18 protein-coding genes are annotated in these 20279 nt (G+C 67.6%); 10 read left to right on the forward strand and 8 right to left on the reverse strand.

What is annotated here, in order from left to right:
• Positions 1 to 237, reverse strand: a 237-nt coding sequence (locus QNJ67_06995) for a radical SAM protein (protein ID MDJ0608707.1), incomplete at its 3' end; no start/stop codon positions are given.
• Positions 238 to 378: 141 nt separating this feature from the next.
• On the opposite strand from QNJ67_06995, the gene QNJ67_07000 reads away from it, so the two are divergent.
• The 3 genes from QNJ67_07000 to QNJ67_07010 all read left to right on the forward strand — a co-directional run bounded on the left by QNJ67_07000 (position 379) and on the right by QNJ67_07010 (position 4576).
• On the forward strand, positions 379 to 3180 hold the full coding sequence (locus QNJ67_07000) for a hypothetical protein (protein MDJ0608708.1): 2802 nt from the start codon (positions 379 to 381) through the stop codon (positions 3178 to 3180).
• 83 nt (positions 3181 to 3263) lie between these two features.
• Positions 3264 to 3962, forward strand: coding sequence for a TIGR04283 family arsenosugar biosynthesis glycosyltransferase (locus QNJ67_07005; GenBank protein ID MDJ0608709.1), 699 nt, complete (start codon positions 3264 to 3266; stop codon positions 3960 to 3962).
• Complete coding sequence (locus tag QNJ67_07010; GenBank protein MDJ0608710.1) at positions 3959 to 4576, forward strand: TIGR04282 family arsenosugar biosynthesis glycosyltransferase; 618 nt, start codon at positions 3959 to 3961, stop codon at positions 4574 to 4576. Before QNJ67_07005 ends, QNJ67_07010 begins: the two co-directional genes overlap by 4 nt.
• On the opposite strand, the gene QNJ67_07015 is transcribed toward QNJ67_07010, so the two are convergent.
• The 3 genes from QNJ67_07015 to QNJ67_07025 form a co-directional block, all read right to left on the reverse strand.
• The gene (locus tag QNJ67_07015; GenBank protein ID MDJ0608711.1) at positions 4542 to 5846 is read right to left on the reverse strand and encodes an FAD-dependent oxidoreductase; all 1305 of its coding nucleotides are present in this window, start codon (positions 5844 to 5846) and stop codon (positions 4542 to 4544) included. The two genes, QNJ67_07010 and QNJ67_07015, sit on opposite strands and share 35 nt — an antisense overlap.
• 187 nt (positions 5847 to 6033) lie before the next feature.
• Positions 6034 to 6855 (reverse strand): DUF1963 domain-containing protein, encoded by an 822-nt coding sequence (locus QNJ67_07020; GenBank protein MDJ0608712.1) that lies wholly within the window; start codon positions 6853 to 6855, stop codon positions 6034 to 6036.
• Positions 6852 to 7844, reverse strand: a complete 993-nt coding sequence (locus QNJ67_07025) for an aldo/keto reductase (protein MDJ0608713.1) — start codon at positions 7842 to 7844, stop codon at positions 6852 to 6854. Before QNJ67_07025 ends, QNJ67_07020 begins: the two co-directional genes overlap by 4 nt.
• Positions 7845 to 7923: 79 nt before the next feature.
• Here QNJ67_07025 and QNJ67_07030 point away from each other — a divergent pair, with 79 nt between their 5' ends.
• Positions 7924 to 9339, forward strand: coding sequence for a DUF1446 domain-containing protein (locus QNJ67_07030; protein ID MDJ0608714.1), 1416 nt, complete (start codon positions 7924 to 7926; stop codon positions 9337 to 9339).
• Positions 9336 to 9701: a hypothetical protein gene (locus QNJ67_07035; GenBank protein ID MDJ0608715.1), complete on the forward strand. Its 366-nt coding sequence runs from the start codon at positions 9336 to 9338 to the stop codon at positions 9699 to 9701. The genes QNJ67_07030 and QNJ67_07035 overlap by 4 nt, the downstream gene beginning before the upstream one ends.
• Here the strand turns inward: QNJ67_07035 and QNJ67_07040 are convergent.
• The 4 genes from QNJ67_07040 to QNJ67_07055 all read right to left on the reverse strand — a co-directional run bounded on the left by QNJ67_07040 (position 9698) and on the right by QNJ67_07055 (position 14154).
• The gene (locus tag QNJ67_07040; GenBank protein ID MDJ0608716.1) at positions 9698 to 10378 is read right to left on the reverse strand and encodes a DUF599 family protein; all 681 of its coding nucleotides are present in this window, start codon (positions 10376 to 10378) and stop codon (positions 9698 to 9700) included. The genes QNJ67_07035 and QNJ67_07040 overlap by 4 nt on opposite strands.
• A gap of 88 nt (positions 10379 to 10466) precedes the next feature.
• Positions 10467 to 11009, reverse strand: a complete 543-nt coding sequence (moaB, locus tag QNJ67_07045; protein ID MDJ0608717.1) for a molybdenum cofactor biosynthesis protein B — start codon at positions 11007 to 11009, stop codon at positions 10467 to 10469.
• Positions 10990 to 12891 (reverse strand): lytic transglycosylase domain-containing protein, encoded by a 1902-nt coding sequence (locus tag QNJ67_07050; protein MDJ0608718.1) that lies wholly within the window; start codon positions 12889 to 12891, stop codon positions 10990 to 10992. Before QNJ67_07050 ends, moaB begins: the two co-directional genes overlap by 20 nt.
• 384 nt (positions 12892 to 13275) lie before the next feature.
• Positions 13276 to 14154, reverse strand: coding sequence for a uracil-DNA glycosylase (locus tag QNJ67_07055; protein ID MDJ0608719.1), 879 nt, complete (start codon positions 14152 to 14154; stop codon positions 13276 to 13278).
• Between the two features lie 126 nt (positions 14155 to 14280).
• Here QNJ67_07055 and QNJ67_07060 point away from each other — a divergent pair, with 126 nt between their 5' ends.
• The 5 genes from QNJ67_07060 to QNJ67_07080 all read left to right on the forward strand — a co-directional run bounded on the left by QNJ67_07060 (position 14281) and on the right by QNJ67_07080 (position 20231).
• Positions 14281 to 15933 carry an electron transfer flavoprotein-ubiquinone oxidoreductase gene (locus QNJ67_07060; protein ID MDJ0608720.1) on the forward strand — a complete coding sequence of 551 codons (1653 nt, stop codon included), beginning with the start codon at positions 14281 to 14283 and terminating at the stop codon, positions 15931 to 15933.
• Between the two features lie 241 nt (positions 15934 to 16174).
• On the forward strand, positions 16175 to 17950 hold the full coding sequence (locus QNJ67_07065) for a tetratricopeptide repeat protein (GenBank protein ID MDJ0608721.1): 1776 nt from the start codon (positions 16175 to 16177) through the stop codon (positions 17948 to 17950).
• A gap of 67 nt (positions 17951 to 18017) precedes the next feature.
• Entirely contained in the window at positions 18018 to 18929 is a 912-nt protein-coding gene (locus QNJ67_07070; protein ID MDJ0608722.1) for a 4-(cytidine 5'-diphospho)-2-C-methyl-D-erythritol kinase, read from the forward strand.
• A 156-nt stretch (positions 18930 to 19085) separates the two neighbouring features.
• Positions 19086 to 19445, forward strand: coding sequence for an AtpZ/AtpI family protein (locus tag QNJ67_07075; protein ID MDJ0608723.1), 360 nt, complete (start codon positions 19086 to 19088; stop codon positions 19443 to 19445).
• 21 nt (positions 19446 to 19466) lie between these two features.
• The gene (locus tag QNJ67_07080) at positions 19467 to 20231 is read left to right on the forward strand and encodes a F0F1 ATP synthase subunit A (protein ID MDJ0608724.1); all 765 of its coding nucleotides are present in this window, start codon (positions 19467 to 19469) and stop codon (positions 20229 to 20231) included.
• The last annotated feature ends 48 nt before the right edge of the window (positions 20232 to 20279 follow it).

Below are 20279 nucleotides of genomic sequence, written 5' to 3' on the forward strand. Positions count from 1 at the left end.
CCGGTAGGGGTTGATCGAGCGGTCGAAGGGGATATCGGGCGACTTGTTGGTGGCGATGATCTCGCGGCTCGCGTCGGGCGAGATCAGCGTATCGGCCCGCGGCTCCGGCTCGTCCTGGTCCCAGCCGCCCTCCCAGCCGTCCGCCGTCCTGACCCTCTGGTGGGGCTCGTAGCGGCCGGCCTGGTTGCTGACCGCCCCGCGGCCCTTGACCGCCTTGTCCGGGATCGCCTCGTCCATGGCCGAAGTCTAGGCCATCGATGCGAACAAAACAAGAACATACGCTGGTCTGCCTGGAATCTCTGGTAGCAAACGGCAAGTCGGTGACCTACCATCAGAGGCATATTGATGACGTAATTGTTTCAACGGGGAAATGGCATTATGGCAAGCAAGCGTGCTTTCTTCCTGTTCGGTTGCGCCCTGGCGGGCCTGGGGCTCGGCGCCTGCGGGCCTGATCCCTATACCCTGGAACGCATCGACTATGACGGCGACCAACGGCCCGCAGCGATCATGCTGGGCGACCCCCAGGTCTACTCGCGCGAGACCCTGATCAACGACCGTCGAAGCGAGGTCGAATTCTTGGAGCAGCTGCTCAAGGAAACGGAGATCAATGCGGAAGAACTGAAAACCAAGACTCCGGATTTCAGAACGAAGTTCCAGCCGCAGGTCCTCAGCGAGATCCGCTCGATCGAGGCCCTCTCGACCGCTCTGGGCGTCACCTTCGATCCCAGCCAGGGCGCGGACGCGCAGCGCCGGTCGCGCATCGCCGACCTGGAAACCGAGCTCGCCGCGAAGAACCTGGAGATCGAGATCGCGCGGCGGGAAAAGATCCTGGAAGGCGTCCAAGCGGCACCGGCACCCACGGAAACGATCGATCCCAAGACCGATACCGAGGCGAAACCGTCAAAAGACACCGCGAAGGGCAACCTGGACGCAAAGGGTCAGATCCCAAAACTGCGAGCTCGGCTCGACGAACTGCAGAAGGTGCTCCTCGATCTGCAGAAGGAATCGGCACCGGCGGTGCGAAAAACCGCCGCCTCTCCCAACCCGCGGGACCTCTTCTTCGACATCCAGGCCTATCGCTCCGAACTGCGCTCGGCCCTTAACGCCGCGCGGCTGGACGACCGCCACGACGACATCGGAAACGCGCTGATCCGGCTTCAGTTCGACGCGACGGTCCTTCCGGGTCATCACCCGAACCGGCAATGGGGTGCCACGCTTATTACCATCAAGGAGCCGAAGCTCGACAGGTACAAGCTCCAGCAGCTCTACTTCTCTTGGCTCTCCTACGCCGCGTCACGGCTGCACCTCCGGACACGCGAACCAAAACAAGAGACAGATCGCGAGCTGTTCGACGTGAAGTTCGACGCGAACTACTACTCTTTGCTGGTATCCACGGGCCTTTTTGAGATCGTTCCGATATTTTTCGACATCGATCACAAACTGGGCACCTATCGAGGCGACAAGTGCCTCGAGAGCAGCAAGCCACTCAGTATGCCAGGTTGTGTCGCCCTTTATCTGCCCGTCCCGATAGGCCTCGCCAGTGACATCAAGGGCTATTTCATCAATCCAAGAGCCAAGTTGACCCGTGATGCCTGCAAGGCAATCGATGTCGCGCTGCAAGGCGCGGCCCACGGCATCAGGGCCAACGAACTCGACACAACCTTCGGCGTAAAGGCCTTCATCATCGATTTCATTCTGCTGCTCCAGAATGATCGAAACCTTTCTGAAGCGTGCAAAAAACGACTGCCGGCCTCGCGGGACGGCCTCTGTCGTGAGGGCGACTTCGGCGGTGATTGCTTTAATCCAGAAGCGAAGCACAACAACAGGAACGTCTGCGAGTTCGAAGCCTGGGAGCGGCCGACCTACCTCTTCGCCTGCCTTGTCTCGGGAAGTGCTCGAAGGGGCACGACACCGAGTGTCGGGATCTACGAGGTCGGCCCGGCCGAGCTGGTTGAGCGCCGCTCCGCCGTGGCCAGCGCGGCGCAGTCTTTCGAAACCGCGGTTGCGCTGGCGGCCGCGCTACCTAGTTCCGGCGTCGGGGTCGACGCCGGCTTGGGCTACATGCGCTCGGTATCCGGCAAGGTCGACGCGTTGGAGCGCCTCCCTCTGGTCATCGGATTCGCCAACAAGACCAAGAAGGACCATAACGCGACCGGCCCGTCCCAGAACGTACAATTCGGCTGGCTGTTCGGCCCCCGCATGGAGGTCAACGAGAAGAGGCAGATCATCGAGCTGGTGCACCGACCCGCCCGCTTCGACGTGGTCGCTGATATCTCGGCACCGGCCTGGTGGCCTTCGATCGACCTTACCGTCGAGACGGCCTGGGTCGGAAACTGGAATCTCGGTGAAGATGTCTTCGCGTCCTGTAAGGACGAACCCGCCTGCAGGCCAAACAGCCGCGAGATCACCGTGCCTCTGCCGACCTCGATCGAAGCGTTCAACGGGTTGACCGAGTTCGTCTTGAGCGCCAGGGGGCGCATCCTGGCCAATCAGCCGACGATCGCCCAGATCCATCCCTCGACCCTCTCGGCCTGCGCTGAAGAGGTCCAGTTTGTGATCGAGGGCTCCAACCTCTGGCGCACACCCCAGGTCTATCTGGGCGGGCAGCTGCTTGAACAACCCCGTGTCCTTCCAAACATGCGGGGCATCAGCGCGAAAGTCGACATCGGCAAGTACTTCGCCCTGAGCACGTCTCAGAACGCGGATGGCGCGGGCATCACCGAACTCGAGATGACCGTCGCGACCCGGGACGGGGTCGCTACCAGCGAGGTTTTTATCACGGGCGCCCGAACCGGTGAGAAGACCTGCGAGTCCGCAACGCCAGGCGCGGAGGCAACCAGCCTCCTGAAAAGGCCCGCCAAGGCATCGAAGCCGCAGGAGCCGGCGAAATCGGATCCGCCGAAGGACATCGCGATCGCACCCACGAGCCTGTCCGCTTGCCAGGACCAGGCCGCGCTCGTGGTTACCGGCGAGAACCTGCCGGTGAAGAACGCCAATGCCAACGTCGTGCTGGGCGGCATTGTCGGTAAAGTCGATGAGGCAACAGCCAAATCAACCGGTATCACCGTGACATTTCCTGGCAAACTGGCGCCGTTCAAGGACACCGGCCAAGCCGAAATGGTTTTCCAATCCGGCGGCGTCGTGACGACACAGATGATCGAAATCAAGCCCTGTCCGTAGTGAGAACCCGGATCTACGTGATTCGGCGGCAATAGGAATCTGTCTCTTCGATCTCGTGGCGGCGCCGTGGTAAAGAGCGGCCGATGACACCGGCCCCGAAGATCTCCGTCCTGATTCCAGCCCTCGACGCCGAAGAGGGCCTTCCCGCCGTGCTCGACTCGCTCGAGCCGGGCCGACGCGAGGGACTGGTCGCCGAGGTCCTGCTGTGCGACGGCGGCTCCAAGGACCAGACCGCGCGGGTCGCGCGGGACCGGGGCGCGCGGGTGCTCTCCGCAGGGCGGGCCAACCGGGGCCGGCAGCTCGCCACCGCCGCCGCGGCCGCCGGCACGGACTGGCTGCTGTTTCTCCACGCCGACACGCGTCTCGCAGCGGGATGGGCCGGCGCGGCGCAGCGTTTCATGGCCGTGCCGCGGAACGAGCGGCGCGCCGGCTACTTCCGCCTGGTGCTCGACGACCCGGCGCCCCAGGCGCGCCGGGTCGAGGCCGTCGCCAACTGGCGGGCGCGCAGACTGGGCCTGCCCTACGGCGACCAGGGACTGCTGATCGCCAAGAGCCTCTACGGCAGCCTCGGCGGCTACCGCCCCCTGGCGCTCATGGAGGACGTGGATTTCGCGCGCCGCCTCGGGCGCCGGCGTCTGATCATGCTGGAGGGCGAAGCGATCACTTCGGCGGCGCGCTACCGCAAGGGCGGCTGGCTGCTGCGCCCCTTGCGCAACCTCAGTATCCTGCTGCTCTACTTCGCCGGGCTGCCGCCGGCCTGGCTGAAGCGGCTCTACGGATGAGCCTCCAGAACCACCTGGTGGTCTTCGCCCGCGCGCCCCGGCTCGGCCGGGTCAAGCGGCGCCTCGCCCGGGACCTGGGCCCGGTCGCGGCCCTGCGCTTTCACCGCCTGACCACCGCCGGCCTGCTGCGCCGCGTCGCGCGCAGCCCGAACTGGACCACCTGGCTGGCCGTGACGCCCGACCGGGAGGCCGGCCGGCCGCGCGGACTCTGGGCGACGCCGGCCCGCCTGCTGGCCCAGGGCCGCGGCGACCTGGGCCGGCGCATGGGACGCGTCTTCCAGGCCCTGCCGCCCGGGCCGGTGGTGATCGTCGGCACCGACATCCCGGAGATCTCCGGCGCCCATGTGGCCCAGGCCTTCGCCGCGCTCGGCCGCAACGACTGGGTGTTCGGCCCCGCCAGCGATGGCGGCTACTGGCTGATCGGCGCGCGCCGGCGGCCCAGGCTCGCCCTGCCGTTTCGCGGCGTGCGCTGGGGCGGCCCCCACGCCCTGTCCGATACGCTGGCCGGGCTCGGTGGGCAGCGGGTCGCCTTCCTGGAGGAACTGGACGACGTCGACACCGCCGCCGACCTGGCCCGGCTCAGCCCAGGACCGAGAAGCTGCTCTCGGGATTGATCGTGCGCCGCCGGCTGTAGAAGCCGACGTCGATGGTCCGGTCGGTGTAGGGCATGTGGAACTGCACCGGCTCGGCGTCGTGATCCCGGCCGGCCTCGACCTGCTCGATCAGCGCCGCCATCATCGCGCCCGCGGGCGGCGCGTTCTTGAACTGGTTGCCGCTCGAGCCGCAGGCCATGTAGAAGCCCGGCACGCAGCTCTTGTCGTAGATCGGGATCCAGTCGTCCGAGGCGTCGTAGAGCGAGACCACGCCCTTCATGCGGCTGGGGATGCCGAGCGCGGGGATGCGCTGGGCGGTGCGCATGACCTGGACGTTCCACTGCTCGGAGAAGTTCTCGTCGTAGTCGTCCGGGTCGACGAACTCCCGCGGGTCGCATTCCGGGTCCTCGCTGCCGATCAGGAGGAAGTTGCCCTTCTCCGGCCGGGTGTAGCAGGCGATGTCGCTGTCCGAGGTCACGATGCCGATCTCGTCCCAGTTCTCGACCGGCATGGGCACGTGCACGACCTCCTGCTTCAGGGCCTTGGTCGCGATGTTCATGTCCGCCGTGGCCCCGGCCATCTCGTTGACCTTCTGGGAATGCGGCCCGGCGACGTTCACCACCACGGGGGCGTCGATCTCGCTGCCGTCGGCCAGCGTCACGCCGGCGACCCGGCCCTCGGCGGTCTTGCGGATTTCGGTGATCTCGGCGTTGAATCGGAAGTGGCCGCCGGCGGCCTCGGCCGCCCGCTGGATGTTGTGGGTGGCGAGCTGCGGGTCCGAGATGTAGCCGGCGCAGGGGAAGAAGACCGCGCCGCGGAGCGGACCGCCGGTGGACGCGCCGAAACCCTCGTCGTCGGGCCGCTTGGGCGGGCCGTAGGTGTCGACGTCCATGTGCGGCATCCTGGCCTTGATGGTCGCCGGGTCCCACTCCTCGAAGGGGATGCCGACGGCGCGCTGATGCTCGAGCAGCTTGTCGAGGTAGCCGTTGGCCGCGGTCCTCATGACCAGGCAGCCGCGCTCGTGGAACTCGGCCAGTCCCCGCTCGTCCTCGACGCCGAGATATTGGGCCCAGTCCTTCCAGTAGAAGTAGCCCTCGTAGGCGAAGGCCGTGCCGTCGAGGGTCGAGTAGTGGGTGCGGATGATCGCGCAGGAGGCCGAGGTCGAGCCGTAGCCTGCCGCCGGCAGCTTGTCGAGGTTGAGCGTCTTCCAGCCCTTGCGGGCGAGCTCCAGGCCCACCGCGGCGCCGATAATGCCCGCGCCGATGATGATCGCGTCGTAGCGTTCGCTCATGTTTTCCCCTCCCCCTCACCAACCAATCTGGCCTGGACGCCGAGAGTGCCTCGCCGGAAGCTTCCCGAGACAGGTCCGGCGGCTACAAATGAGGCTAGCTGTTAAGCCAAGTCCAGCTCAATGGCGCATAGGATGAAAGCGCCATTTGAGAAACGAAAGAATTTTCGGCGATGCCGGCACGCAGCCACTAGGTGCAGTCCCAGTAATAGATTGCCTGGTCGAAGGCGCGCTTCCTCAGGTCTTCCGAGCGCATCAGGAAACAGGCTTCGCCCACGTCGCCCCACGTCACGCCTTCGGGCGCGCCGCACTGCATAACGACCTGGTCGTAGGCGGCCAGATCAACGGGCGCGGGTTCGTCGTAGCCTACCGGACGATCGGGCGCGCGAAAATCAAGCTGGGTAAAGCGCGGAAAGCCGCCGAGATAGATGTCAGGACCCGGGTTCTCCTCGAAGAGTTCGTCCAAGACGTCGGAATCAGCAAAAATCGTTCTCTGCCAGAGAGCGTCATAGTCCGGCTCTATCAAATAGTGATTGAGTGGCGGGACCATATCGCGGCGCTCGAAAACGAAGGGCTGTCCCATCCAGTGCAGGTTCCTCTTGTCGAACACGGAGAACGGCACACCTTCATCCTCATAGGGGTCGAGCGAAAAGAGGCCGTCGGTTCCCGCGCGATAGTGCACCGTAAAGCCGTCTCGGTGCCGAGAAGGAAACTTGCACCCGTAGGAGTCGCCGCAAGAGACGAAGATCTGCATCAAACCACTCTCAGGAAAGGGCTCCAAAGGCGGCATCTCGGCAAAGTTAATCTGCGCCAGAAACATCATGGCTTCGCCGTTCGCATCCTTGGGCAAGGCTTCGTCTTCTGGCCAACAGGGCCAGCCGCCCAGTCGGCTTTCGTCCGGCCGGGTGGACCGTTCTCCCGTCTGCGGAAGACAAGCCATAATCGGCGCGCGCATAGAGGCGATCTTGTCTTTGAGCGCCTCCAGCTCTGCCCGGGTCACCGGAGCGCTCACTCCTCCCTCTCGAATTCGGCCTGCACGCGGCCAATCTCCTCCAGCACCCCGGGCGCCAGCGCGCCCTTGTTCACGGCCGCCGCGGCGCCCTCGAACTGCTCGACCGTGGCGATGCCGACCTGGAGCGTGGAGACCTGCGGATGGCCCGCGACGTAGCGGATCGCCAGCTCGACCAGATCCGGATTGCCCGACTTGGCCGCCGCCGGGGCCATGCGGCGGGCGCGGGCCACGTCGGTGGCGTAGTCCGCGCCGGAGCCGATCGGCACGACCACCGGCATGCCGAGCGGATGGCGCGCCTCCGAGCCCGACAGCGCGCCGCCCGCCAGCGTGCGGATCACGATGGTCCCCATGCCGGCCGCCGTCGCGCGGCCGAGCAGGCCCTGGTAGTCCTGCCCCGGATAGCCCGGCCCGACCGCTTCGCCGGCGCTGGGATTGAGCAGGTTGTAGACGATCTGCGCCGTGTCGAAGGCGCCCGAGTCCACCACCTTCAGGAGGGCGGCCGTGTCGCCAACCGCGGTGATCCCGGTGAAGCGGACCTTGCCCTGGCGCTTTATCTTCTCGAAGGCGGGCACCACCTCGTCGAGCACCTGCTCCGGCGTCAGGTCTTCGCCCTCGGCCGCCGCGGTGATCGGGTTGTGGAGCTGAAACAGGTCGACGTGATCGCGCCGTAGCCGCCGCAGGCTGTCCTCGATCGAAGCGGCCACGACCGCCTCGATGTTGTCCTTCTCCCCGGGCAGAAACCGGACCTTGGTGCCGAGCACGATGTCGGGCTTGAGCTCGGTCAGGATACGCCCAAGGTTGGTCTCGGAGGCCGTGTTGCCGTAGGTCGGCGCCGTGTCGAAGAAGTTGATCCCGAGGTCCAGGGCGGCGCGCACAGCCCGCATCTGGTCGGCCGCTTCGCCCTTGGTCATCAGGCCGCCGACCGCGCCGCAGCCGAAGGTCAGCAGCGACACCTCGAGGCCGGTCCTTCCCAGTTTCCTCGTTTCCATTCGACCCCTACACTTCTCAGCCCGGACGGAGCTTGGCACCGGTCCGAACGACACGCAACCAGACGAGGGAGCGTCGGGCGTGAAGACGGTCTACATCGGCAACGGCGCCGGCTTCGCCGGCGACCGCCTGGACGCCGGCGCGGCGGTCGTCGAGACCCTGAAGCGGCGCGACGGGCCGCGCTACCTGAACTTCGAGGTCATGGGCGAGCGCACGCTGGCCATCGCCCAGCGCATTCGGATGCGCAAGCCCGAGCTCGGCTACTCACCCTACCTGGAGCCCTACGTGAAGGGCGTGCTGGCCGCCTGCAAGGCGCACGGCGTGCGCATCGTCGCCAACCTGGGCAACGCCAACCCCCTGGGCGGCGCCCGCAAGGTGCACGAGATCGCCCGCGAACTCGGTGTCGAGGGCCTCAGGGTCGCCGTGGTCCTGGGCGACGACCTGCTCGGCTTCATGACGCCGGGCGACGTCGCCGCCCTGCCGACCGTCGAGGGCGTCACCCTGGAGGGCCGGGAGATCGTCGCCGCCAATGCCTATCTCGGCGCCCGCCCCGTGGCCGAGGCCCTGGCACTCGGCGTCGACGTGGTGCTGGTCGGGCGGACCACCGACGCGGCCCTGGTCTTGGGGCCCCTGATCCACGAGTTCGGCTGGGCGGAGGACGACTGGGGGATGCTGGCCGCCGGCACCCTGATGGGGCACCTGCTGGAGTGCGGCGGCCAGGTCACCGGCGGCTACTTCTGCGACCCCGGCTTCAAGGACGTGCCGGGCATGGACGACCTCGGTTTCCCGATCGGCGAGTTCCGGGAGGACGGCGAGATCGTCGTCACCAAGGCGGAGAACACCGGCGGCCTGGTCAACAAGGCGACCGTGACCGAGCAGATCCTCTACGAGATGCACGACCCGGCGGCCTACCTGACACCCGACGTGACGCTCGACGTCACGGGCGTGACCCTCGAAGAGGCCGGGAAGGACCGGATCCGCGTCAGGGGCGCGCGCGGCCGCCCGCCGCCCGAGACCCTCAAGGCGACGCTCTCGGCCGACGGCGGCTGGCTCGGCGAGGCGGAACTGATCTACGCCGGGCCGAACGCTCTGGCCCGCGCCCGGCTGGCCGCCGATATCGTGCGCACCCGCTGCCGGCGGCACGGCGTCGCGGAGCCCCTGCGGGTCGAGATCGTCGGCACCGGCGCGGTCCACGACAATACGGCCTCGGACCGGCAGCGCAGCCGGAACGCGCCGGCCGACGGGGAGTACCGCCTGCGCGCCGCGGTTCGGACGCCGAACAAGGAGACAGCGCAATACGTCAACGACGAGGTCTTGAGCCTGTTCTGCTCCGGCCCCGCCGCCGGCGGCGGCTACCGCTGCTCGGTGACCGGCCAGGTCAACACGGCCTCGGTCCTGGTGCCGCGCGGCCCGGTCGAGGCCCAGGCGCGCGCCGAGGAAGTTCTGCCCGGGGAGGTTCTGCCCGGGGAGGTTCTGCCGGGGGAGGTTCTGCCGTGACCGGCGACGTGGTGACCGTGCCGCTCCACGCGGTGGCCCACGCCAGGGCCGGCGACAAGGGCAACCGATCGAACATCTCGGTCGTCGCCTACCGGCCCGAGGCCTTCCGCCACTTGCTTGAACAAGTCACGGAAGAGCGCGTGCTCGAACTCTTCCGGCACAAGGGCGCGACCGCGGTCACCCGCTACGCCCTGCCGAACCTGACGGCCCTCAACCTGGTGATCGACGACGCGCTGGAAGGCGGGGTGAACAGCTCCCTCTCCCAGGACCTCCACGGCAAGACCCTGTCGTTCCTGCTCCTGGGCGAGCTGACGGTGACCGTGCCGCGAAGCTGCCTGCCCGAGGGCTCGCGCTACCTCTAGTCTCTCAGCGCCCTCAGGGACTTGGAGCGGAACTCGCGGCGGTGCAGGACATAGATCACGTAGGCGGTCGCGGCCATGAAGAGCAGCGGGTGGAGGAACCAGGCGAGCGCCGCCAGGGCGAAGAAGTAGGCGCGCAGGCCCCGGTTGAAGTGCTGCGCCGAGAGGGCGCCGATCCTGGCCGCCCGCCTGGCCTGGTCCACGGCCTCGGGGCCGGGCGCGGGATCCTCGGCCGGCGCCGCGCCGAGCAGGATCGAGAAATAGTTGTGCAGGCGGAAGGCCCAGGCGAACTTGAAGAAGGCGTAGGCCATGACCAGGATCAGCAGCAGCACCTTGGCGCGCCAGATCTCCGGCGTGGTGGCCTCGACCAGGGGCAGGCTGGCGAGGATGCCGACCGCCTGCTCGCCCGCACCGAGGGCGGCGATCAGTCCGCCCAGGGCGAAGATCGTGGTCGAGGCGAAGAAGGCCGCGCCGCTCTGCAGCCCGCCGATGATGTTGGCGTCGACCATGCGGTTCTCCCGGCTTAGCATGGCCAGCATCCAGCGCTCGCGGTAGGCGTCCATCAGATACATGATGCTGCGCCGGTGCCAGCGGCTGTGGTCGGCGAAGAGCCCATAGCCGACCCAGCTCGCGCCGAAGAGCGCGAAGGCGAGGCTGTCGAGGAGAGTGAAACCGGGCACGGGGGCTGCTCGAGCTCGGAGGGATCCTGGAGCTTAGCTTCGAATACCCCGGCGGCAAGGCCTCAAGGGACCCGAGAGCGCCCGGCCCCTATCCCGCCGGCTCGAGGTGCTCCTTCAGGCGGGGCATGAGCTCGACCAGGTTGCAGGGGCGGGTGCGGACGTCGAGCTGCTTGCTGAGGATCTCCTGCCAGCCGTCGCGGCAGGCGCCGGGGGAACCGGGCAGGGCGAAGAGGTAGGTGCCGCCGGCCACGCCCGCCATGGCGCGGCTCTGGATCGTCGAGGTGCCGATCTTCTGGAAGCTGATCCAGCGGAACAGCTCGCCGAAGCCCTCGATCTCCTTCTCCATGACCGCCTGGAAGGCCTCGGGCGTGACGTCGCGGCCGGTGACCCCGGTGCCGCCCGTGGTGATCACCACGTCGACCGTTTCGTCGGCAATCAGCGCGCGCAGGCGCGCCTCGATACCGGCGGAGTCGTCGCGAATCACCTCGCGGCCGACCACGACGTGGCCGGCCTCGGTCGCCATCTCCTCGAGCAGCCGGCCGGACTTGTCGTCCTTCAGTGTGCGGCTGTCGGAGACCGTGATGAGGGCGATTCTGACCGGCAGAAAGGGTCTAGTTTGATCCTGAGACAAAGCGGGCAACCTCCGGATTGGCGCCGTCGAGCGCGGCGTAGCCGGGCCAGTCGCCCGAGGCGACCGCGTCCAGCGAAGGCGCGGGCTGCCCCAGTCGGGCCCGGTATATCCAGAAGTTAGTCAGCACCCGCTCGATGAACAAGCGGGTCTCGCGCGCCGGCAGGCTCTCGATGAACATGAGGGGATCGTCCTCGTACTTCATCCGGCGCTGCCAGCGGGCCAGATTCCCCGGACCGGCGTTGTAGGCCGTGGTCAGGCGGAAAAGATTGGCGTCGACGATCTCCTTGCCCAGCAGGTAGGAGACGTAGCGCTGCCCGAGCTCGAGGTTGAGCGAGGGCTCGAAGAGCTGGTTGCGCTTGCGGCCGCGGTAGCGCTTGCGGGCCATGAAGCTGGCCGTCGCCGGCATCAGCTGCATCAGGCCGCGCGCGCCGTCCCGGCTCTTGGCCCGGGGGTTGAAGGCCGACTCCTGGCGCATCAGCGCGTAGATCAGGGCCCGGTCGACCTTGAAGCCGCTCTTCGGCTGCCACGGCGGGATCGGGAAGAGCGCCGCCTCGAGCATCTCGCCGGAGTTCCGGGTATGCCCAGACTCGGTAAGCCGGTAGGCGAGCCGGAAGGAGAGGGCAGGCATCTGAGTGCGCTCGGCCACACCGAGCAGGGCCTCGACCGCCTTGGGCTCGGTCCAGTTGCGCAGGCGCAGGAGCTCGCGCTCGGCCCTGTGGCGCTGACCGGCCTGGAGCAGGGCGAGCGCGCGGCGGCTCTCCTTGGTCTCCATGAGGATTCGGATGCCGTTCTCGGTCAGCTCGTGGGGGCTGAAGTCGAAGCGGGTCTCGACGCCCAGCGCCCGGCGCGACAGCAGGCCGTAAAAGGTAAGCGGCGAGCGGGCGCCGAGCTTGAGCCAGCGACTCACCTTCTCGGGCTGGCCGAGCTTCAGGTGGGACCGCGCTGCCCAGTAGGCGCCGGCCGCCGAGTTCCAGTCCGAGGCGACCTGGGACAGCGCGAGCTGCTCGAAGTGTTTCGCCGCCTCCGGCATCTTGCCGAGCTGCCAGGCGGCGAGGCCGGCGATCCAGTGGGCGATCGGCACCTCCTGGCCCGAGCGCTTCGCCGCCGGATCGGCGAGCGCGAAGGCCCGCTCCGGCCGGCCGTAGTAGAACCAGGCCGAGGCGACGTCGGTGTAACCGTCGTCCAGCTCCACGTGGTCGAGCAGGCGGCGTGTCCTTTTGCTCTTCAGCAGGTTTTCGGCGACGGTCAGGCGGGTGCGGATGGCATGGCGCCGCACCTGCCACTTGATGCGCCGCGCCTCGCGGCGCTGCTTCTTGGTCAGGCGCTTGGTCGAGCGGTAGGGCGGCGGGCCGTAGCTGACCTTCTGGCTATAGGCCGAGTCGTGCGCCACGGGGCGGCGCGGCATCTTGTAGTTCTTAGGCCGGCGCTTCAGCGCCAGCTTGTAGATCTGCCGGGCCTGGGGGTGGTCGGCATAGCGTCCCATCCAGCGCTTCAGCTCCATGTACTTGGAACGGTAGGCCGTCGGGTGCAGGTAGCGCTGTGCCAGGACGTGGCCCATCAGCACGCGGTCGCCGAGCTTCTTGATGCGCTTGTCGGCGGTCTTCCACTTGCCGCGTCGCTGCAGCTCGAAGATCTCGCGGTAGAGCGCGGCATCGGCGTCGGAGAGCACTTCCGGCAGTCCGATCGGATCGAGCGGCTCGGCCTCGGTCGGAAGCGAGGGCGTGCCGGCGGCGGCCTCGGCCCTGGCCGGCGCCGGGGCCGGCGGCGGTGCGCCGAGCGTCGGGCCGCCCTGGGGCGATGCCGCCCGGGCCGGAACGAGGCCGCTCAACAAGACCAAGAGCAGCGGCAGCCAGAGCAGTGAGACTCGATGCTGGTTAGGCACTTACAGAGGTCCTCGCGCTGGGTCCTGGGTTGAAGGGATCGGCTTGCTGGGTGGAACTATGCCGCGACGGCGTTCATGTACCCTTAACGAAGTGATCGATAACCGGTGACAAAACTGAGCCCCAAAGTGACGTTGAATTGCGGCAGGCGCAGGCCAATCTTACGACGAAAGCGCGGCGAAGTGGGGCTTCGGCCGCGACGATTCCCGAAACGCCCGGGCACCGCCTCTCGCCCTGCCCGCCCTCGCCCTGCCCAAGAGGCCGCCGCGTTGCGAACATTCAATATCGATCAACACTTTAGCGGATACTCCACGGCGGACAGCCGAGGGCGATGCGAAGAGCGGTCTGGGCGTGTGTCATTTCTGTGGCCCTATGGTTAACAGGGCCTAGCCGCGCCGGTCCAGCGGATTGACGCCGGCCTTGAGTGCCTGGGCCAGGGACAGCAGGTCGCGCCAGGCGAGGCGCTTCTGCTGGGGCTGGCGCAGCAAGTAGGCCGGGTGGAGGGTTGGCAGGGCGGGGATCGGGGTCGCCATGCCGGCGTGCTGGTAGGGCCGCCAATGGCCGCGCAGCCTCAGGATGCCCTCGGTGCGGGCGAGCAGAGTCTTTGCCGACATGCCGCCGAGCAGCACCAGAAAGTCGGGACGGGCCAGCTCGATATGGCGTTCGACGAAGGGCAGGCAGGCGGCGACCTCGGCGTCGGTCGGCGTCCGGTTGCCCGGCGGGCGCCAGAACAGGACGTTGCTGATGTAGACCGAGGCCCGGTCGAGGCCGATGCAGGCCAGCATGCGGTCGAGCAACTGGCCGGACGCGCCGACGAAGGGCAGCCCGCGCCGGTCCTCCTCGGCCCCGGGCCCTTCGCCGATCAACATCACCCGGCCATCCGGATTGCCGTCCGCGAAGACCAGGTTCATGGCGGTCTCCTTGAGCGGGCAGCCGTCGAAAGCGGCGAGCGCCTTCTCGAGCGCGTCCAGGGTCTCGGCGCCGCGAGCCAGGTCGTGGGCGGAGCGCACGGCATCGTCGGCGGAGAGCGGCAGGCCGGCGTCGGGCCGGAGCGGCTCCGGTGTCCAGACCGGCTGACCGGCGTCGGCCGCCGGCCGGGCGCGCGGCGCGGCGCCGGCGCGCGGCCTTTCGTGGCGCGCCGGGCTGCCGTTCGGCTCCTGGTCGGGGGCCCTGCGGTCCCGCGGCGTGTCGCCGATCGTCTCGTCCGCGCCGGCCTCGATCTGCCACCTGAGCGCCTCGAGATCGGCGTCTCGATCCCTCTGCATCCCGCCAGCTTATCACCGCCGCGCCGGCGGGACGATGGCCTTTGCCTGGCCCGGGGGTGTCGGCTATATCGATGTCTATTGCGTATAAAGTGCGGTCGTCATGCCGCCGCTTGGGAGTGAAGGGCGATGGAACGGGAATACATGGATTACGACGTGGTGATCGTCGGCGCCGGCCCCGCAGGCCTGGCCGCCGCGATCCGCCTGCGCCAGCTCGGCGCCGAGAGCGGCAACGAACTCTCGGTCTGCGTCCTGGAGAAGGGCTCGGAGGTCGGCGCCCACATCCTCTCGGGCGCGGTCTTCGAGCCGCGCGCCCTCAACGAGCTGCTGCCCGACTGGCAGGAGAATGGCGCGCCGCTCAACGCCCCGGTCGGCGAAGAGAAGTTCATGCTGCTCGGCGAGAAGGGCAGCTTCAGCGTGCCGGTCTGGCTGCTGCCGCCGCAGATGCAGAACCACGGCAACTACGTGATCTCGCTGGGCAACGTCTGCCGCTGGTTGGCGGAGCAGGCCGAGGCGCTGGGCGTCGAGGTCTATCCGGGCTTCGCCGCCGCCGAGGTGCTCTACGACGATCAGGGCCGGGTCACCGGCGTCGCCACCGGCGACCTCGGGATCGGCAAGGACGGCCAGCAGAAGGACAGCCACCAGCCGGGCATGGAGCTGAGGGCGAAATACACCTTCTTCGCCGAGGGCTGCCGGGGCTCGCTCTCCAAGAGCCTGATGGAACGCTTCGGACTGCGCGAGGACTGCGAGGCGCAGACCTACGGCATCGGCCTCAAGGAGCTCTGGGAGCTCGACCCGGCCAAGCACAAGACCGGCACGGTCATCCACACGGCCGGCTGGCCCATGGACCGGAGCACCTGGGGCGGCTCCTTCATCTATCACCTGGAGAACAACCAGGCCTACGTCGGCTACGTGGTCGGTCTCGACTACGCCAACCCGCACCTCTCGCCGTTCGACGAGTTCCAGCGCTTCAAGACCCATCCGGCGATCCGGCCGATGCTGGAAGGCGGCAAGCGCATCGCCTACGGCGCGCGGGCGCTCAACGAGGGCGGCCTGCAGTCGATCCCGAAGCTGGTCTTCCCTGGCGGCGCCCTGATCGGCTGTTCCGCCGGCTTCCTCAACGTGCCCAAGATCAAGGGCAGTCACGCCGCCATGAAGAGCGGCATGCTGGCCGCCGAGGCGGCCTTCGAGAAACTGTCGGGCGGCGACCAGGGCTACGGCCTGCTCGACAGCTATCCCGAGAAGTTCAAGGCCTCCTGGCTCCACGAAGAGCTCTACAAGGCGCGCAACTTCCGGCCGGCGTTCAGCAAGTGGGGCCTGTTCGGTTCCATGATTTACGGCGGGCTCGACCTCAGGGTCCTGGGAGGTCGGGCGCCCTGGACCTTCAAGCACGGGCACAAGGATCACGAGTCGCTGAAGCCGGCCGCGGAGATGCCCAAGATCGCCTACCCCAAGCCGGACGGCGTCGTCTCCTTCGACAAGCTCTCCTCCGTGTTCCTCTCGGGAACCAACCACGAAGAGGACCAGCCGGTCCACCTGACGCTGCGCGACGCGAGCGTGCCGGTGGCGCACAACCTGGCGCTCTACGACGCACCCGAGCAGCGCTACTGCCCCGCGGGCGTCTACGAGATCGTCCGCAACGAGGACGGCACCGACCCACGCCTGCAGATCAACGCGCAGAACTGCGTTCACTGCAAGACCTGCGACATCAAGGATCCGACGCAGAACATCAACTGGGTCACGCCGGAGGGTGGCGGCGGGCCGAACTATCCCAATATGTGACGGGGCGAGTTGAGCCGACCGCCCGAGCCGCCGGCCTGGCGGCGGAAAAAAATCCGCTCACCGGCGGCGCGTTTCCTTAACCACGGGAAGCGGCGGAAAGGCTCACCAATGGAGGTCTGGGCGCCTGTGCACAGCGGAAAATGCCGATGTTCGTCAAGAGATTGTGTCGACTGAGACGTTGTGGCGGCGGGTCTCCATCGGCTAGAATGATTTTAGAATAATTAAGGAGATTGGTTTGGCCGTGTCGGATTATCTGAGACCAGCCGTGGCGGGTCGCTCCAAGCTGATCGCAGCCGGTTCCCTGGCTCTTGTGCTCGCCGCTTGCGCGACGCCGGAGCAGCAGGAGATCAAGTCCGCGGGGACGGCGTCGTTCCAGCTGGCGGCGGCCGACGGCGAAATCAACCTCCTGCCCCCTCCCCGATCGCCCTACGGCAGTTTCCTCGCCGGCTACATCGCCACGGAGCGCGGCGACCTCGCGGCCGGGGCCGACTACATGCTCGAGGCGCTCGCCGCCGAGCCGGCGAACCGTGAGGTCCTGCAGCGTGCCTTCTTCCTCGTGGCGGCGAGCGGGCGGCAGGCCGAGTCCTACGCCCTGGCGCGCCAACTCTATCAGATCGACCCGCTCGACTCCCTGCCGCGCCTGGTTCTGGCCATGGAAGCGGTTCAAAAGGACGACCTGGAGACGGCCTCGGCGATGATCGACGGCCTGCCGGGCAACGGCCTGAACCGCATCACCGGCTCGATGATCGGCGCCTGGCTGGCGCTCGGCGCCGGCGATGTCGCGGAAGCGCGCGAAGAGATCAAGAAGCTCGACGCGGTCGACGGGCTCCAGGCCTATCGTAACCTGCATCTCGCCCTGATGAACGACGTGGCCGGCCAGACCGAGGCGGCCGGGGATGCCTATGCCGCCACCCTGGAGAGCGTGTCGCGCAACTCGCTGCGGCTCACCTGGCTGACCGGCAACTTCTTCGAACGGACCGGCGAGGCGGGGGCGGCCCAGGCGCTCTACGACGGGTTCGAGACGTCCAACTCCGGCCACCGGATCTTCTCCGAGGCCTACACCCGGCTGGTCAAGAACCGCAAGCCCGAGCCGGAGATCGCGAACTACAAGGAGGGGATCGCCGAGGTCCTGTTCAATCTCGGCACGCTGATCAGCCAGCAGCGCTATGCGGACCAGGCCCTGCTCTACGTCCATCTGGCTCTGCAGCTGCGGCCCGATTTCGACGTCGCCTGGATCCTGCTCGGCGAGATCCTCGAGAACCAGGGCCGCGACACCGAGGCGATCGCGGTCTACCGCTCGATACCGGCGGATTCGCCGTTCAGCTGGACGGTCCGCCTGCGCGTAGCCGAGGCCTTGCAGCGCCAGGACAAGGACGACGAAGCGATCCGCGAGCTGGAAGGTCTGGCGGCGGAGAGCCCGACGCACTTCGAGCCGCTGTTCCGGGTCGGCAACATGCTGCGCGCGCAGGAGCGCTTCGGCGAAGCGGTCGACGCCTACGACCGGGCCTTCGACCGCCTCGCGGAGTCCAAGGCGATCCACTGGAAAATGCACTACTTCAGAGGCATTGCGCTGGAACGCTCGGGCCAGTGGGCGCGCGCTGAGAAGGACCTGCTGATGGCGCTCGACCTCAATCCCGAGCAGCCCTACGTCATGAACTATCTTGCCTATTCCTGGGTCGAGCAGAAGACCCGGCTGGAAGAGGCCAAGCAGATGCTGATCCGGGCCGTCGAGCTGGAGCCGGACGACGGCTACATCACCGACAGCCTGGGCTGGGTCTACTACCGCCTGGGCGACTACGAGAAGGCCGTGATCTATCTCGAGCGCGCCGTCGAGCTCAAGCCCCAGGACCCGGTCATCAACGACCACCTGGGCGACGCCTACTGGAAGGTCCAGCGTCACCACGAAGCGCGGTTTCAGTGGCGCCGGGCGCTCAGTCTCGAGCCCGAGTCCGACGTGGTCCCCGAGATCGAAGGCAAGATCCAGGGCGGCTTGGAAGCGGTCGCCAACGACATCTAAAAAATCGCAGGGCCGCTCTCTGGTCCGCCACGCGCGGTCCCGCGGCTCGGAGGCATCCGGGGATCACATGGCGACCGGCTTGGTGCGCAGGGCCTGGGCCAAGCTCAATCTCTTCCTCGAGGTCACCGGACGCCGCGGCGACGGCTACCACGAGCTCGACAGCCTGATCGTTTTCGCCGGCACGGGCGACCGCCTCGAGATGTTTCCCGCGAACGACCTGACACTCGAAATCGGAGGACCCCACGGCGCCGCGCTCTCGGCCGGCGCGGACAATCTGGTCGTCGCGGCCGCCCGCGCGCTGCGCCAGTCGGCCGGCAAGACGGTGGGCGCCCGCATCGTGCTCGACAAGCGCATTCCCGTCGCCGCCGGCGTGGGCGGCGGATCGGCCGACGCCGCCGCGGCGCTCGACGGTCTGAACGAGCTGTGGCGTCTCGGTCTCGGCGAAGCCCGGCTGCGCGAGCTCGGGATCACCCTCGGCGCCGACGTGCCGGTCTGCCTGTTCGGCCGCCCGGCACTGGTGCGCGGCAGCGGCGAGATCATCCAGCGCGCGCCGCCGCTGCCGCCGGCATGGCTGGTCATGGCCAACCCCGGCATTGCCTTGGCGACCCCTGCCGTGTTCGAGGCGAGGCGCGGCGCCTTCTCGGAGCCGCACGACTGGCCCCCCGACGTCAAGACCTTGGGCGACCTGATCGCCGCGCTCGAGGAACGGCGCAACGACCTGGAGCCCCCCGCTCGCTCTCTCGTGCCGGAGATCGACCGCGTCCTGGCGGCGTTGGCCGACCTGCCAGGCGCCCGACTCGCGCGCATGTCGGGCAGCGGCGCGACCTGCTTCGCGATCTTCGCAACAGCCGAGGAGGCGCGGCGGGCCGCGGCTCTCCTGACCGGCCGGGAGCCCGGCTGGTGGGTCGCGGCGGCACCCCTGCTGCACGGCAAGCTGGCCGCGGGATGGCGCGGGGCGGACGGCGCTGAGGAAGGTTGACTTCATGTCTGTCCGGAGCCCGGCAGCGTGCGGCGAAAACATGCGGAAACCCTTGCCGTTTCAGCCTTTCCGCGCGCTTGAATCCGCCTTGACACTGTCCGAGGCCAAAACTAAGGTTCCCGCGCTTTCTGGGCACGGCGCGGAGGCCTAGGCCTCATGACCGAACCCGACGATCCCAAGGCCCTGACAAGCCTGGACAAGCGCCTCGAAGCGGCGCAGTCCAGACAGCGGGCCGAAAAGGATCGCAAGGCCGGTCGCACGAGCCGTCCCGGGGGCACTGGGATGGGTTTTGGTTTCCGTTTGGCCATGGATCTTCTCGCGGCCCTACTGCTAGGGGTCGGGGCCGGTCTCGGGTTGGATTGGTGGCTGGGGACTAAACCTCTGTTCTTGATCTTGTTTTTCTTCTTCGGGGGAGCAGCCGGCATCCTGAACGCCTATCGCGCCGCAAGCGGCATGGGCTTTGCCGTCGGCTACAAGCGCGAGCAGCCACCCGAAGACGGCGACGAGCGGGGATGACGGAAGAGAGGGTCGGACCGGATGGCGGCAGGGAACGGAGCGGAAGGCGGCAACGGGCATAGCCCGATCGAGCAGTTCGTGATCAAACCGCTCGGCGCTCACGGCGAGACGCTCGAGGCGCTCCCCTTCTACACCTTCACGAACTCGTCGCTCGTGATGGTGATCGCCGTCCTGCTCGTGCTGGCGTTCCTTTCCTTCGGCATGCGCCGCGGCGCGCTGATCCCCGGCCGCTGGCAGTCGCTCGCGGAGCTCACCTACGAGTTCGTTGCCAACATGATCCGTGACAACGTGGGACAGGAGGGACGCAAGTACTTCCCCCTGATCTTCACGCTCTTCATGTTCGTGTTGGCCGGCAACATGCTCGGCATGGTGCCTTACAGCTTCACCTTCACCAGCCACATCGCCGTGACCTTCACCATGGCGATGGTCGTCTTCATCGGCGTGACGGCGATCGGCTTCGCCAAGCACGGCCTGCACTTCTTCAGCTTCTTCCTGCCCTCGGGCGTGCCGATCGCGATGGCGCCGCTGCTGATCCCGATCGAGATCCTCTCGTACTTCGCGCGGCCGATCAGCCTGGCGCTCCGTCTCTTCGCCAACATGACGGCGGGCCACACCATGTTGAAGGTCTTCGCCAGCTTCGTCTTCCCGCTCGGCGTCGTCGGTGTCGTGCCGCTCGCCCTGGTTATCGGCCTGACCGGGCTCGAGTTCATCATCGCCTTTCTGCAGGCCTACGTCTTCACCGTCCTCAGCTGCGTCTACCTGAACGACGCGCTGCACCTCCACTAAGGGCTCGACCTACGAGCTCGACAACCCGTTTGGAACCTGAAGGGGAAA

It is taken from the genome of Kiloniellales bacterium, from assembly GCA_030064845.1.
Lineage (GTDB): Bacteria > Pseudomonadota > Alphaproteobacteria > Kiloniellales > JAKSDN01 > JASJEC01.

What these genes read in the sequence shown, in the direction of transcription:
- QNJ67_07000 (MDJ0608708.1), top strand. Translation starts at nt 379, where the DNA reads ATGGCAAGCAAGCGTGCTTTCTTCCTGTTCGGTTGCGCCCTGGCGGGC.
- QNJ67_07005 (MDJ0608709.1), top strand. Translation starts at nt 3,264, where the DNA reads ATGACACCGGCCCCGAAGATCTCCGTCCTGATTCCAGCCCTCGACGCC.
- QNJ67_07010 (MDJ0608710.1), top strand. Translation starts at nt 3,959, where the DNA reads ATGAGCCTCCAGAACCACCTGGTGGTCTTCGCCCGCGCGCCCCGGCTC.
- QNJ67_07015 (MDJ0608711.1), bottom strand. Translation starts at nt 5,846, where the DNA reads ATGAGCGAACGCTACGACGCGATCATCATCGGCGCGGGCATTATCGGC.
- QNJ67_07025 (MDJ0608713.1), bottom strand. Translation starts at nt 7,844, where the DNA reads ATGGAAACGAGGAAACTGGGAAGGACCGGCCTCGAGGTGTCGCTGCTG.
- QNJ67_07055 (MDJ0608719.1), bottom strand. Translation starts at nt 14,154, where the DNA reads ATGCAGAGGGATCGAGACGCCGATCTCGAGGCGCTCAGGTGGCAGATC.
- QNJ67_07060 (MDJ0608720.1), top strand. Translation starts at nt 14,281, where the DNA reads ATGGAACGGGAATACATGGATTACGACGTGGTGATCGTCGGCGCCGGC.
- QNJ67_07070 (MDJ0608722.1), top strand. Translation starts at nt 18,018, where the DNA reads ATGGCGACCGGCTTGGTGCGCAGGGCCTGGGCCAAGCTCAATCTCTTC.
- QNJ67_07075 (MDJ0608723.1), top strand. Translation starts at nt 19,086, where the DNA reads ATGACCGAACCCGACGATCCCAAGGCCCTGACAAGCCTGGACAAGCGC.
- QNJ67_07080 (MDJ0608724.1), top strand. Translation starts at nt 19,467, where the DNA reads ATGGCGGCAGGGAACGGAGCGGAAGGCGGCAACGGGCATAGCCCGATC.